Raw genomic sequence first — 14656 nt, forward strand, 5'->3', positions numbered from 1 at the left:
GCGGGGTGCAAATCACGGGTATCAGGCTGGATTGATGTTTTGTGCTGCAGATTTTTGTCGGGGTGGTGTTTTATCGTGAATTGGGCTTCTCGCATCAGCGAGTACGAGAAGCCCGTCAGGATCAGTGCTGACCGGCCCACACCACCATAACTTTATCGTTGCCATGTTCACGGACGAATCCGTACCCCTGCTTCAATGTCAGCGTGGTTTGTTTACCGGCGCCAATGGCGGGATGTCTGGCCCTGAACTGGCTGATACGTTGCCAGTGTACGACGCTGGCGGCAGATTTCCCGGTCACATCCAGCCAGTTCATCTCTGAGCGCGTACCCTGCAAGGGATCGGAACCCGTGGGGCCAAAAGGCCGGGCCGACTCGTCACCGTAAAACAGTTGTACTGCCCCTGGCGCCAGCAGCAATAGCTCGGCGGCTTTGTCTCCACCCTCGCGAAACAGCCGGGTATCATGGGAGGAGAGATAGCTCAGGACATTGAAATCCTGCAGTTTTTCTGCCATCTGCTGCCAGGTGAGATCCATATTTGCCAGACAATCAACGGCTTTCGCCGCCTGCTCCTGATAGTCGAAATTGATCATCGCGTCGAAACCGTGACGATAATAGTCGCTTTGCATGACGCCGTGACCCCAGGCTTCACCGGTCATCCAGAAGGGTTTATCATCCAGCGCTTTGTCCGGGTTGGCTTTCTTCCATTCGACCAGCGCCGCGCTGGCCTGTGTTTTGAGCTGCTGCCAGGCGGGCAGCTCAACGTGTTTGGCGGTATCGACCCGAAAGCCGTCAATTCCGTAATCGCGCACCCACTGACTGAGCCAGTGGGTCAGATAGTCACGGGGCGTGTAGCCGGCGATAGCTTTGGCGTGAGTATCTGGTTTGTGCTGATAAAAATTAGGCAGGCCGGAAGGCGTGGTGGATTCGGTTTTCAGATCGGGCAGAAAAGCCAGCGACATGGTCAGGTCGTCAAAGCCAGGGTTGTCGTAATCGCCAATATCGGTGCGGATCCAGTTTTTGCCCCACCATTTTTCCCAGCCGGTTTTATCGCTGAAGTTGATGTAATCATTAAAGCTATGCCAGCTCTGCCCGGCGGCTGGCTTCCAGTCCGTCCAGCGTTCGCCGAGCGTGTTTTTCAGCTCATCGCCTGATAAGTACAGCGCCCCAAACTGATATTCCTGCATATCCGCCAGTGTGGCGTAACCAGCATGGTTCATCACGACATCGAACAGGACACGGATGCCGCGCTGGTGAGCGCCGTCAACCAGCGCGCGCAGATCGTTTTCGTTGCCCATATTGGCGTCGAGCGTGGTCCAGTCCTGAGTGTAGTAGCCATGATAGGCGTAGTGGGGAAAATCGCCTTTGGTGCCACCGCCGACCCAGCCGTGGATTTGCTCAAACGGCGCGCTGATCCATAGCGCATTGACGCCCAGTTGTTGCAGATAGTCGAGTTTGCTGGCAAGACCGCGTAAATCGCCGCCGTGGAAGGTGCCAATTTCCTGCATACCGTCGTTGCGCCGACCGTAGCTGTGGTCATTGCCCGGATCGCCATTCATAAAGCGGTCTGTCAGGACGAAATACACCGTCGCGTTATGCCAGTCGAAAGCTGCGGGGGCGTCGGTTTCCGCCCGTTCCAGCAGCAACAATCCGTTACTGGTTGCGGCGGGCTGCAGGGTAATCGACCCGTTTTTTACCGTCGCCGTTTGGTTACTGTAGTAGTCGCGCACCACGGCGCCTTCCGGGAAGGTCTGACTGACGTCCAGCGTTAATGGCGAACCATCCCATTTCGGACACTGGCGAATTTGGACACTGACGGGGTCTGCGGCGCTTTTGACTGAGAGCATCAGCGTTGGCGTGCCGGAGCGGGTATCGACTTCCAGCGTGTAATCGCCGTCCTTGAATAAACGCCACTGCGGCGGGGCGCCTTCACACGGTTTGAGCGACAGCATCTGGTTGAGTTTTATTGCATCAGCTGGCTGCCAGCACTGTTGGTCAAAATTCAGAATTAAAGGACGAGTACCCTTCGTCAACGCTGCATGGCTGACGAATTTACCCGTACCTTCCGCTTCGAAGGTGGGAAGTCCCTGAGAGGTCCATGTTGAGGCGATGGCAATTCCGGGTATTAGCGCCAGCGCAACGGCTGCAAGTTTCATAATGCTGTCCTTGATGCTGCGATTTTCGCCAGTTTGCCAGTGAAATCAGGCCGGAAACTCCTCCTTTGAGCTGATTCCGCCAGGAGGAGAAGTGAGGGTGAGCTAATGCGCACAAAAAATGAACTTATTTTGCGATAACCCCCACATTTTCATCAAATTAATGGCGCCCCGAATCGTTAACGCGTGACATAGTTTCAGAATTGGACTATTCCTTTGGGTGCTCTTGACCGTTATTTTTGATATGATTTGAGATTCATCTCTCATTTTTGTGAAAAATATAAGGTGTTGGAATGTATAAATCCGACCAGGAGACCTAATGATATTGACTCCCATTCGACGATATGGGGCAATGATTCTTATGTTACTCACCGTTGCATTTTCGGGTGAGGTGCTGGCAAAGACACACACGGCGACAACGAGTCACAAGCCCCAGGTAATCAAGGCAAGTAATAAACAGGTTAGCAGTAAACAAGAGTATTCTCGCAATAGTGCAAAGAGTAGTTCACTTCCTGATTTGCGAAAATACCCTTCCGGAACACCAAGGAAAAAAGCGTTTCTCCGGACGGTTATGCCTTATATTACCAGCCAAAATGCTGCCATTACGGCGGATCGTAACTGGCTGATTTCAAAACAGTACCAGAATCGCTGGTCACCGACAGAGCGTACGCGGATGAAAGACATCGCCAAGCGCTACAAGGTGAGCTGGTCTGGTAACACGCGTAAAATTCCGTGGAATACGCTGCTTGAGCGTGTAGACATTATCCCGACCAGTATGGTGGCAACCATGGCTGCGGCTGAAAGCGGCTGGGGTACGTCGAAGCTGGCGCGGAGCAACAACAACCTGTTTGGCATGAAATGTGGCAAAGGGCGTTGTAACAATGCTCCGGGTAAGGTGAAAGGCTACTCACAGTTTGAATCAGTGAAAGAGTCAGTCAATGCCTATGTCATTAACCTGAATACGCACCCTGCTTACTCTTCTTTCCGTAAGTCACGTGCGCAACTGCGTAAAGCCGATCAGGAAGTCACCGCTACCGCGATGATCCATAAGCTGAAGGGGTATTCTACGAAGGGACAGAGCTACAACAACTATCTGTTCGCAATGTATCAGGATAACCAGCGCTTAATCGCCGCGCATATGTAACGTGTGTAATCCGGTCTACAAGTCATTTGTAGGCCGGATCAAACGAAGCCGCCATCCGGCAATTCCCTCTATAGCAACACTTCACTATTCACATCGCGATACTCTTTTGGCGTCGTGTCGTACTCTTTCTTGAAGACGGAATAGAAGTATTGCAAAGATGGATAACCGCACATTTGTGAAATTTCGTTGATTGAAAGCGTGGTGGAAATCAACAGGCTGCGCGCTTTTTCCAGCTTTTCGGCATGAATCACCGCATGGATAGTTTCTCCGACCTCTTCTTTAAAACGTTTCTCCAGGTTCGACCGCGAAATCCCCACGGCATCCAGTACCTGTTCGACTTTAATGCCTTTGCAGGCATGGTTGCGGATAAAGTGCATCGCCTGAATCACCGCCGGATCGGTCAATGAACGGTAGTCAGTTGAACGGCGTTCAATGACGCGCACTGGAGGGACCAGTATGCGTTGCAGCGGTAGTTCTTCACTAGCCAGTAAGCGGTGCAAAAGCTTAGCGGCCTGATACCCCATCTGCCTGGCCCCCTGAGCAACGGATGACAGCGCCACCCGCGACAGGTAACGGGTCAGTTCTTCGTTGTCGATACCAATCACGCACAGTTTTTCCGGGACCGGAATATGCAAGTGTTCGCACGCTTGCAGGACGTGCCGCGCTCGCGCGTCGGTGACGGCGATAATGCCGGTTTGCGGCGGCAGAGTCTGCAGCCAGTCCGCCAGACGGTTTTGCGCGTGCTGCCAGTTTTCCGGCGCGGTTTCCAGTCCCTGATAGACAACCCCACGGTACTTTTCTTTCGCGACCAGTTGGCAAAACGCATATTCACGTTCAGCGGCCCAGCGTTTGCCGCTTGAAGCGGGCAGTCCGTAGAATGCGAAGCGGTTGATCCCTTTTTCTTTCAGATGCAGGAAAGCGCTTTCTACCAGCGCGTGGTTATCGGTGGCAATGTAATGTACCGGCGGATAATCCTTTTCCGCATGGTAGGAACCCCCGACGCCGATGATAGGAACATCCACATCGGCAAGTAATTGTGCAATGTCATCGTCGTCATAATCAGCAATAACACCATCGCCTAACCAGTCTTTGATATTATCAATGCGGGCGCGGAAATCTTCCTCAATGAATATATCCCACTCTGATTGCGATGCCTGTAAATATTCACCCACCCCTTCTACCACCTGGCGGTCGTAGGCTTTATTGGCATTAAATAATAGAGTGATGCGGTGACGTTTATCAAACATAAGAACCTGTCCTGGAAGGTTAACGTGGCCTGTCGATACTAGCAAAACCGCAGGTACGACTGCTTGATGAAGCGTGACAAATTTTTATTTTTCTGATTCTACGCAAAATTCACATACTGAACGCGGGATGACAATTGCCATTTTTTATCTGCGCATTACGGTTTTTTGTTTAATGATGAACCTTCGATCGCGATCGCTTTTTTAATTCTTTTTTCAATGCGATTTTTTGGGAGCCAGCGCACGTTTGGGTATTCTCTTAATGGCGGTGTGAAATAACGTAATTGAGCAATAAATCAGGAAATTCCAGTATAGCTATATCGCAGTTTACTCGCCGTATTACCTGATTATGGAGCTTATTATGCAGGCTTATTTCGACCAACTCGATCGTGTTCGTTTTGAAGGGACTAAATCTACCAACCCGCTCGCATTTCGCCATTACAACCCTGACGAAATCGTGTTGGGCAAACGCATGGAAGATCATCTGCGTTTTGCCGCCTGCTATTGGCATACATTCTGCTGGAACGGTGCGGATATGTTCGGCATGGGCGCTTTCGATCGCCCGTGGCAGCAGCCCGGAGAAGCACTGGCGCTGGCGAAACGCAAAGCGGATGTCGCATTTGAGTTCTTTCACAAACTGAACGTCCCTTACTATTGCTTCCATGATGTGGATGTCTCGCCGGAAGGCGCGTCGCTGAAAGAGTACAAAAACAACTTTGCGCAGATGGTTGATGTACTGGCGGCAAAACAAGAACAAAGTGGGGTCAAGCTGCTGTGGGGAACGGCAAACTGCTTCACCAATCCACGCTACGGCGCGGGCGCGGCCACGAACCCGGATCCGGAAGTGTTCAGTTGGGCTGCCACGCAGGTGGTCACGGCGATGGATGCCACGCATAAGCTAGGCGGCGAAAACTATGTTTTGTGGGGCGGTCGTGAAGGCTATGAAACGCTGCTGAATACCGATCTGCGTCAGGAACGTGAACAGATTGGCCGCTTTATGCAACTGGTGGTAGAGCACAAACACAAAACGGGTTTCCAGGGCACTTTACTTATCGAGCCGAAGCCACAGGAACCAACCAAACACCAGTACGACTACGATGCAGCGACCGTTTACGGGTTCCTCAAGCAGTTTGGACTGGAAAAAGAGATCAAACTGAATATCGAAGCCAACCACGCCACGCTGGCGGGTCACTCCTTCCATCATGAAATCGCCACTGCTATCGCGCTGGGTCTGTTTGGCTCTGTCGATGCCAACCGCGGTGACGCACAACTGGGATGGGATACTGACCAGTTCCCGAATAGCGTAGAAGAGAATGCGTTGGTGATGTACGAAATCCTCAAAGCGGGCGGCTTCACCACCGGCGGTCTCAACTTCGACGCCAAAGTCCGTCGTCAGAGCACCGATAAATACGATCTGTTCTATGGTCATATTGGCGCAATGGATACCATGGCGCTGTCGCTGAAAATTGCGGCCCGTATGATTGAGGACGGTGGCCTGGATCAGCGCGTGGCCAAGCGCTATGCCGGTTGGAATGGTGAGCTGGGCCAGCAAATTCTGAAAGGGCAGATGACGCTGACGGAAATTGCGCAGTACGCTGAACAACATAACCTGGCGCCAGTGCACCAGAGCGGTCATCAGGAACTGCTGGAAAATCTGGTAAACCATTATTTGTTCGACAAATAACAGGTTTCTGAGAACGTCCGTAAGCCCGGAAAGCTACGCGCTGCCGGGCCTTTCTTTAAGGAACGATACGCTATGTATATCGGGATAGATCTAGGCACCTCAGGCGTAAAGGCCATTCTGCTGAATGAGCAGGGCGATGTGATCGCTTCGCAAACGGAGAAACTCACGGTCTCGCGCCCGCATCCGTTATGGTCAGAGCAGGACCCTGAACAATGGTGGCTGGCAACGGATCGCGCCGTAAAAGCGCTGGGCCAGCAGCATTCGCTCAGTGAGGTGAAAGCGTTAGGGATTGCCGGCCAGATGCACGGCGCGACGTTACTGGACAAGCAACAGAAAGTATTACGTCCCGCTATCCTGTGGAACGATGGCCGCTGCGGTGAAGAGTGCATAATGCTGGAGAACCAGGTTCCGCAGTCTCGTGCTATTACTGGCAACCTGATGATGCCTGGCTTTACCGCGCCAAAGTTGCTGTGGGTGCAACGCCACGAACCGGAGATTTTCAGCCAGATTGATAAAGTGCTGTTGCCGAAAGATTACCTGCGTCTGCGTATGACCGGCGATTTTGCCAGCGATATGTCTGATGCGGCAGGTACGATGTGGCTGGATGTCGCCAAACGTGACTGGAGTGATGTCATACTGGCGGCCTGTAAGCTGTCTCGTGCGCATATGCCTGCGCTATATGAAGGTTGTGCGATTACCGGAACATTGCTGCCAGAAGTCGCCCGGAACTGGGGAATGAGTGAGGTTGCGGTCGTTGCCGGGGGCGGTGATAACGCGGCGGGGGCGGTTGGCGTGGGCATGATGAATGCCGGTCAGGCGATGCTTTCGCTGGGTACATCCGGCGTCTATTTTGCGGTAAGCGACGGCTTCCTCAGCAAACCGGAAAGCGCGGTACACAGTTTTTGTCATGCTTTGCCGGAGCGATGGCACCTGATGTCCGTGATGCTGAGCGCAGCATCCTGCCTGGATTGGGCAGCGAAATTAACCGGACAGGCGAGCGTACCTGCGTTGATCGCCGCAGCGCAACAGGCGAATGAAGACGCCGAGCCGGTCTGGTTTTTACCTTATCTGTCCGGTGAACGTACGCCGCATAATAACCCGCAGGCGAAGGGCGTATTTTTCGGTCTGACGCATCAGCATGGTCCGGCAGAACTGGCGCGAGCGGTACTGGAAGGTGTGGGTTTTGCGCTGGCTGACGGTATGGATGTGGTGCATGCGTGCGGCGTGCAGCCTGCCAGCATTACCTTGATTGGCGGCGGGGCGCGCAGCGCATACTGGCGTCAGATGTTGTCTGACATCAGCGGATTGCAGCTGGATTACCGTACCGGCGGTGATGTCGGCCCTGCACTTGGTGCGGCGCGACTGGCGCAAATCGCTATGAATCCGCAGCAGCCGTTAGCAGACATACTGCCTCAGCTTACGCTGGAACAGGCGCATTATCCTGATGCTGAGCGCCATGCGCTTTACCTACAGCGTCGGGAAACCTTCCGTCGTATTTATCAGCAATTACAGCCGCTGATGTCCTGACGATTTTCCCCTCTGAATAGCAGAGGGGATTTATCAAATATATATTTCAATGCAATAAATAATTGATGCGAATGGATTTATTCTGAAAATCCAGTGTGGTGGCATATTTCTGTGTTGTCTTTAGCGGGTTATTCATATTGTATCCATGATGGATAAGGAGATCCCAATGAAGACGACCAGGCTGTTGCCATGGATATTATTTTTCTCTGGCATACTGATTTACGTTATCGGCTTATGGCGAGCATGTCCGTTATTAAGCGGCAAAGGCTATTTTCTGGGTGCGCTGATGACGGGAATGTTTGTGACGTACGCTTATCAGCGTGCTGAAAATCTCAATCAGAACGACGAACGCTTCGCTTCCGTGTGTCAGATGGTGGCATTGATAACGCTGGGGCTACTGCTGGTGGGGATATGGAATATACCGTTAACGCCCCTCGAAAAGGGGCTATACCTGGCAGCATTCTTCGTGTGTTTGGCCGGACAAGTTTTACTCCTGCGTCCAGGGCCGAATGAACAAAACGGTGAGTCTTAACTCACCAACCTGCGCGTATCGATACGCTGCAAGAGTATGGACAACAGCAGGCTACCCGCCAGCGTGGCGCTAAAAATCCACAGCATGTCCAGCGGTGGCCAGTTTTTGAGTTCAAGGCCGTTGGTGCGCAGCGCGTGAATGATCAGCGCATGAAAGCCATATATGCCCAGCGAGTGGCGGGAAATAAGGCCCAGTATCGGCAGAGTGCGCTTGCTGAGCGTATTTTTGACCAGCGTCAGGAGAGAGGCGGCACAAATAAACACCGCCGGGCCGCAGTAGAGGTACCAGGTATCGGCAAAATTGCCGCGCCAGCGCAGTTCATGCAACGTGCCCCGAGAAATAACAAACACCGCGGTGATGAACAACGCCGCACAGAGCCAGGTGAGCGTACGCTTTTGCGTATCCATCATGCCAATCGCCCGACCCAGCATGCCGTACAAGATGTAATAGAAGGTATCGCCACTGATGTACAGGTTGATGGGAAGCCACTCAAAACCGCCAATTTTTTGCGAGACGGTGTTGGGATTGGCAATTACCCCAATCACTACCATGAGCGCCAGCAGCATCTTGCCGCTGATATTTTTCACCTGTATCAGCGGGGAAACCAGGTAGATGACAGCGATGGCGAAGAAAAACCACAGGTGATAGAACACCGGTTTTTGCAGCAGGTTTTTCAGCGACAGCTCAGCATTGATCGAGGTAAACAACAGAATATAGGCCATCGACACGCTGCTGTAAAAAAGAATACACAGTGCTATGCGCGTGAAATGGCGCGGTTTGGCGCTGCGCTCACCAAAAAACAGATAGCCCGAAATCATGAAGAACAGCGGGACGCTGACGCGAGAGGCGGAATTGAGCACATTGGCCAGATCCCAATTCAACGGGCTGACGCTGTGCGCATTGGTGATGTACCAGGTCGTGGTGTGGATCATCACAACCATGAGACAAGCTATTCCGCGCAGATTATCAATCCAGAAAATTTTGGGCTGCATCAGTTCCTCTGTCTCCATTAAAAAAAGTCTGACCGATATTTTGCGTACGTAACTCACTGGAATAATCTGAGTTTTTACGCTAAAGCTTGAGATGGTCTGATGAGATTCTCAAAATAGGATCTGTTTCCAGACACTAATAATAAGACTGACCAGCAAACCAGGCGGTAATAAAATGATGATGAAGTATTTCTTTCCCGCGATCGCTACCCTCATGCTGGTAGCCTGCGCCAACACACAGCCGTCTGCACCCGCGCAGAAGGCGCAAAAGGTTAAGGTCAGTGCAACACGCTCGCTGGATATGGAGTCGCTGTGCAAAAATGAGGCGGCACAACTTTATAACATCGGCGCGCAGAAAATTGATATCTCCGGCCTGGAACAATTCCAGGGCAGCTATGAGATGCGTGGTTCGACCTTCCGTAAAGAGAGTTTTGTCTGCTCTTTTGATGCAGACGGGCAGTTTTTGCACCTTTCCATGCGCTAAGTTCCCCCTTTTTCCCGTTTCGTACTGTATATCTTGCAGCCAGCGGGTATACTGACCGCTTCCTTTAAATCCACACGTATCCAGCACGAAATAATATGCAAAAGTTTGATACCAGGACCTTCCAGGGCTTGATCCTGACCTTACAGGATTACTGGGCTCGCCAGGGCTGCACCATCGTTCAACCATTGGACATGGAAGTCGGCGCGGGGACATCTCACCCAATGACCTGCCTGCGTGCGCTGGGGCCGGAACCGATGGCGACTGCTTATGTGCAGCCTTCTCGTCGTCCGACCGACGGCCGCTATGGCGAAAACCCGAACCGCTTACAGCACTACTATCAGTTCCAGGTAGTGATTAAGCCGTCTCCGGACAACATTCAGGAGCTGTACCTGGGTTCTCTGAAAGAGCTGGGTATGGACCCGACCATTCACGATATCCGTTTCGTGGAAGATAACTGGGAGAACCCGACGCTGGGTGCCTGGGGTCTGGGTTGGGAAGTGTGGCTGAACGGTATGGAAGTCACGCAGTTCACCTACTTCCAGCAGGTTGGTGGTCTGGAATGTAAACCTGTGACCGGGGAAATTACCTACGGTCTGGAACGTTTGGCCATGTACATTCAGGGCGTAGACAGCGTTTACGACCTGGTCTGGAGCGACGGCCCGCTGGGTAAAACCACTTACGGCGACGTGTTCCATCAGAACGAAGTGGAGCAATCCACCTATAACTTCGAATATGCCGACGTGGACTTCCTGTTCACCTGCTTCGAGCAGTACGAGAAAGAAGCGCAGCAGTTGCTGGCGCTGGAAAATCCACTGCCGCTGCCTGCGTATGAACGTATTCTGAAAGCCGCCCATAGCTTCAACCTGCTGGATGCGCGTAAAGCCATCTCCGTCACCGAGCGTCAGCGCTATATCCTGCGCATTCGCACCCTGACCAAAGCAGTGGCAGAAGCTTACTACGCTTCCCGTGAAGCCCTTGGCTTCCCGATGTGCAACAAAGACAAATAAGAGGCGGCCATGTCTGAGAAAACTTTTCTGGTGGAAATCGGCACTGAAGAGCTGCCACCAAAAGCACTGCGCAGCCTGGCTGAGTCCTTTGCTGCGAACTTTACCGCGGAGCTGGATAACGCTGGCATCGCGCACGGCAACGTTGAGTGGTTCGCCGCACCGCGTCGTCTGGCGCTGAAAGTCGCGAACCTGGCTGAAGCGCAACCTGACCGTGAAGTTGAAAAACGCGGCCCGGCAATTGCTCAGGCGTTTGACGCCGAAGGCAAACCGAGCAAAGCGGCAGAAGGTTGGGCACGTGGCTGCGGTATCACCGTTGACCAGGCCGAGCGTCTGACCACCGATAAAGGCGAGTGGTTGTTGTATCGCGCGCATGTGAAAGGCGAAAGCGCTGAAACGCTGCTGCCGAACATGATCGCCACCTCGCTGGCTAAGCTGCCGATCCCGAAACTGATGCGCTGGGGCGCGTCTGACGTCCATTTCGTGCGTCCGGTTCACACCGTGACTCTGCTGCTGGGCGACAAAGTGATTCCGGCAACGATTCTGGGCATTCAGTCCGATCGTGTGATTCGCGGCCATCGCTTTATGGGCGAAGCGGAATTCACCATCGATTCTGCCGATCAATACCCAGAAATCCTGCGTGAGCGCGGTAAAGTGATTGCGGATTACGCTGAACGTAAAGCGAAAATCAAAGCCGATGCAGAAGAAGCGGCGCGTAAAATTGGCGGTAACGCCGATCTGAGCGAAAGCCTGCTGGAAGAAGTCACCTCGCTGGTAGAATGGCCGGTAGTGCTGACCGCGAAGTTCGAAGATAAATTCCTCGCGGTTCCGTCAGAAGCGCTGGTTCACACCATGAAAGGCGACCAGAAGTACTTCCCGGTTTACGCCAACGACGGCAAACTGCTGCCGAATTTTATCTTCGTTGCCAACATCGAATCGAAAGATCCGAGCCAGATTATTTCCGGTAATGAGAAAGTTGTGCGCCCGCGCCTGGCGGATGCCGAGTTCTTCTTCAATACCGACCGTAAAAAACGTCTGGAAGATCATCTGCCGCGTCTGCAAACCGTGCTGTTCCAACAGCAGCTGGGTACGCTGCGCGACAAGACCGATCGTATCCAGGCGCTGGCGGGCTGGATTGCTGGTCAGATTGGCGCTGACGTGAACCACGCAACGCGTGCGGGCCTGCTGTCCAAGTGTGACCTGATGACCAACATGGTCTTCGAGTTCACCGACACCCAGGGCGTGATGGGCATGCACTATGCGCGTCACGATGGCGAAGCGGAAGATGTGGCCGTGGCGCTGAACGAGCAGTATCAGCCGCGTTTTGCCGGCGATGACCTGCCGTCTAACCCGGTAGCCTGTGCCGTGGCGATTGCCGACAAAATGGACACCCTGGCGGGTATCTTTGGTATCGGCCAGCATCCGAAAGGCGACAAAGACCCGTTTGCGCTGCGTCGAGCCGCGCTGGGCGTGCTGCGTATTATCGTTGAGAAGAACCTGAATCTCGATCTGCAAACGCTGACCGAGGAAGCGGTTCGTCTGTACGGCGACAAGCTGACCAACGCGAAAGTCGTGGATGACGTTATCGACTTTATGCTCGGTCGCTTCCGCGCATGGTATCAGGACGAGGGTTACACCGTTGATACCATTCAGGCCGTGCTGGCGCGTCGTCCGACTCGTCCAGCTGATTTCGACGCGCGTATGAAGGCGGTATCGCACTTCCGTACGCTGGAAGCCGCGTCCGCGCTGGCTGCGGCGAACAAGCGTGTATCAAACATCCTGGCGAAGTCTGAAGAAACGCTGAACGACCGCGTGAATGCGGCAACGCTGAAAGAGCCGGAAGAAATTGCGCTGGCGATGCAGGTTGTGGTGCTGCGCGACAAGCTGGAGCCTGTCTTTGCAGCCGGTCATTACCAGGAAGCGCTGGTTGAGCTATCGGCACTGCGTGAACCGGTTGATGCGTTCTTTGAGAAAGTGATGGTTAACGTGGAAGATAAAGATCTGCGTATTAACCGTCTGTCTATGCTCGAAAAACTGCGCGAGCTGTTCCTGCGCGTGGCGGATATTTCGCTGCTGCAGTAACGGCCCTGAGCTGACGTAGAAAATGCCGGATGGCGGCTCCGCCTTATCCGGCATTTTTTTATGTTGTTATCGCAACTGCAACTTAGTCAGGCAGGTCTGGCTGTCTTCCATTGTCTTAATGGGATACTTGGCTGATTTACCGTTGTAGCTCACTGCGATGGTGCCTTCCATATTGCGCGGTAGCCATACCCCGACGAAGCCGTTTCGACCGCTCTTCATCGCTTTTTGTACCACTACCTCTCCCTTACTGTCCGTCACTTTGACATTGAATGTCTTCTCCGGCATTTCGCCCTGGCAGCCAGACAGACTATGGTTGAAGCAAGGATGTGTTTGCCATTCATAAGGGGCAAATGACAGGTAGAATTTGTCACCGAGCGGCAGGGTATAAACCTGATCGCCAGAAGATAGTTTCAGCGCGGTGCTGGTGACAGACGCTGAGTAAGGCAACGGGCGACTCTGTGGTGACTGGTCAATAGTCTCTACGATTTGCTCAACGGATTTACCGCTGAGTCCATGTTCCGCCAGAAAAGTGGCTTCCGGGGTCGCCGCGAATGCAGTACCCGTTGTGAGCAAACCTAAAACCAGCAGCAGTGAGGATTTCGACATAGCTTCAATTCCTTGTGAACATTATGGAATACAGACTGGCTCACTATAAAGCTTGCCCTTAGGGAAAGGTCAAAGGTACGGCGGGTAAAGTAATGCAAAGACGGGTTTCGGTGGGATGTATTGCGAAATATAGATAAAAAAAATCCCCGCCGTTTGGCAGGGATTCAGAATTTTGAGCTTTTTAAGCTTACAGGCTGGTTACGTTGCCAGCTGCCGGGCCTTTAGCGCCGCTTTCGATGGTGAAGGAAACTTTCTGACCTTCGTCCAGAGATTTGTAGCCATCGTTCTGGATAGCAGAGAAGTGTACGAACACGTCTTTAGAGCCATCGTCAGGAGTGATGAAGCCGAAACCTTTATCAGCGTTGAACCATTTTACGATACCAGTCATTTTACCGGACATAGTGTATTACCTTTTAAAAAATAAGTGTGCCTTTCGGCGATATGGCGTGCTCTACAGATTTTTTAACAGTAAAGGAAATGCTCACTACGAGGGGTATCAATGATAACTCTTGAAGGGACTTGCCTTACTAAACTGCTGTAATGGTCTGTACGTCAAACCGTTGAGAGCATTAACTCATTTTACGCCTGTGGATGCAACTACTATTTTCTTATTTGTGGATACCCTCCGTAAGGGAACGGTCCTTTTACCGGACCGTTCTTCAGCAAAATTAAAAAATAGTTCAGTCCATCAATTGCTTACTTAATCTCGGATCGGCCTGGATCAGGCGCATCAACTTCAATTCGGTAGTGGAAGGCTTTACGCGTTTAGACTCCCATTCATGCACCATCGCGACCGTCACGCCCATCACTCGGGCAAAATCATCTGTTTTTAAACCAGTCCCTCGACGTAGCTGTTCAAATTCGGTGAAAGGGTTGGTTTTTTGCGTCAGAGTAACTGTCTGCGATACATCTTTAAAAACAATCTGCTCCAGACTGCTCAGCAGTTCAAACATTGGATCTTTGTATTCCATTGAGAACTCCTATAAATCACACAGCGGGATCGTGAATTTCATCGAAGCTCCTTAAGAGTAGTCGGAAAAAATGAAGTCGGATCTAAGGTTTGCGTGATGGATTCGTTTCAGCAGAGTATGAGCGACAAGCCTTTACAGGCTAACAAACTGATTAAGGTCGCGATCTCCGAACGATCGCTCCCGATTGTAAAGATGACGAAAATACGACCCTGGGTAATGAATGGCGCATTGTTTAGCAAA

Annotated in this window: 13 protein-coding genes; 7 read left to right on the top strand and 6 right to left on the bottom strand. The window is 52.4% G+C overall.

Annotated features, from left to right (window positions below; all coding sequences use genetic code 11):
• Positions 1-121: 121 nt before the first annotated feature.
• Positions 122-2152 (bottom strand): alpha-amylase, encoded by a 2031-nt coding sequence (malS, locus tag FDX04_RS01150; RefSeq protein WP_137370349.1) that lies wholly within the window; start codon positions 2150-2152, stop codon positions 122-124.
• A 316-nt stretch (positions 2153-2468) separates the two neighbouring features.
• On the opposite strand from malS, the gene FDX04_RS01155 reads away from it, so the two are divergent.
• Positions 2469-3293, top strand: coding sequence for a protein bax (locus FDX04_RS01155; RefSeq protein WP_042311671.1), 825 nt, complete (start codon positions 2469-2471; stop codon positions 3291-3293).
• Positions 3294-3361: 68 nt separating this feature from the next.
• On the opposite strand, the gene xylR is transcribed toward FDX04_RS01155, so the two are convergent.
• The gene (xylR, locus tag FDX04_RS01160) at positions 3362-4540 is read right to left on the bottom strand and encodes a D-xylose utilization transcriptional activator XylR (protein WP_042311672.1); all 1179 of its coding nucleotides are present in this window, start codon (positions 4538-4540) and stop codon (positions 3362-3364) included.
• 358 nt (positions 4541-4898) lie between these two features.
• Here xylR and xylA point away from each other — a divergent pair, with 358 nt between their 5' ends.
• From xylA to yiaB, 3 genes are all read left to right on the top strand, one after another.
• On the top strand, positions 4899-6221 hold the full coding sequence (gene xylA, locus FDX04_RS01165) for a xylose isomerase (RefSeq protein WP_042311674.1): 1323 nt from the start codon (positions 4899-4901) through the stop codon (positions 6219-6221).
• A gap of 72 nt (positions 6222-6293) precedes the next feature.
• Entirely contained in the window at positions 6294-7748 is a 1455-nt protein-coding gene (gene xylB, locus FDX04_RS01170; RefSeq protein WP_137370350.1) for a xylulokinase, read from the top strand.
• Between the two features lie 166 nt (positions 7749-7914).
• On the top strand, positions 7915-8280 hold the full coding sequence (gene yiaB / locus FDX04_RS01175) for an inner membrane protein YiaB (RefSeq protein ID WP_137361655.1): 366 nt from the start codon (positions 7915-7917) through the stop codon (positions 8278-8280).
• On the opposite strand, the gene FDX04_RS01180 is transcribed toward yiaB, so the two are convergent.
• Entirely contained in the window at positions 8277-9272 is a 996-nt protein-coding gene (locus FDX04_RS01180) for an acyltransferase (protein WP_137370351.1), read from the bottom strand. The genes yiaB and FDX04_RS01180 overlap by 4 nt on opposite strands.
• A gap of 172 nt (positions 9273-9444) precedes the next feature.
• Here FDX04_RS01180 and FDX04_RS01185 point away from each other — a divergent pair, with 172 nt between their 5' ends.
• The 3 genes from FDX04_RS01185 (at position 9445) to glyS (ending at position 12839) form a co-directional block, all read left to right on the top strand.
• Positions 9445-9753: a YsaB family lipoprotein gene (locus FDX04_RS01185; RefSeq protein ID WP_137349107.1), complete on the top strand. Its 309-nt coding sequence runs from the start codon at positions 9445-9447 to the stop codon at positions 9751-9753.
• A gap of 95 nt (positions 9754-9848) precedes the next feature.
• Positions 9849-10760, top strand: coding sequence for a glycine--tRNA ligase subunit alpha (glyQ, locus tag FDX04_RS01190; protein ID WP_001168551.1), 912 nt, complete (start codon positions 9849-9851; stop codon positions 10758-10760).
• Positions 10761-10769: 9 nt separating this feature from the next.
• Positions 10770-12839 (top strand): glycine--tRNA ligase subunit beta, encoded by a 2070-nt coding sequence (gene glyS, locus FDX04_RS01195; RefSeq protein ID WP_061380943.1) that lies wholly within the window; start codon positions 10770-10772, stop codon positions 12837-12839.
• Positions 12840-12905: 66 nt separating this feature from the next.
• Here the strand turns inward: glyS and cueP are convergent, their stop codons facing one another.
• The 3 genes from cueP to FDX04_RS01210 form a co-directional block, all read right to left on the bottom strand.
• Positions 12906-13445 carry a copper-binding periplasmic metallochaperone CueP gene (cueP, locus tag FDX04_RS01200; protein ID WP_137361653.1) on the bottom strand — a complete coding sequence of 180 codons (540 nt, stop codon included), beginning with the start codon at positions 13443-13445 and terminating at the stop codon, positions 12906-12908.
• A gap of 187 nt (positions 13446-13632) precedes the next feature.
• Complete coding sequence (gene cspA / locus FDX04_RS01205) at positions 13633-13845, bottom strand: RNA chaperone/antiterminator CspA (RefSeq protein WP_000014594.1); 213 nt, start codon at positions 13843-13845, stop codon at positions 13633-13635.
• A 280-nt stretch (positions 13846-14125) separates the two neighbouring features.
• Entirely contained in the window at positions 14126-14416 is a 291-nt protein-coding gene (locus tag FDX04_RS01210; protein ID WP_003024273.1) for an HTH-type transcriptional regulator, read from the bottom strand.
• Positions 14417-14656: the final 240 nt, after the last annotated feature.

This window comes from Citrobacter sp. wls615, assembly GCF_005281355.1.
GTDB classification, from domain to species: domain Bacteria; phylum Pseudomonadota; class Gammaproteobacteria; order Enterobacterales; family Enterobacteriaceae; genus Citrobacter; species Citrobacter werkmanii.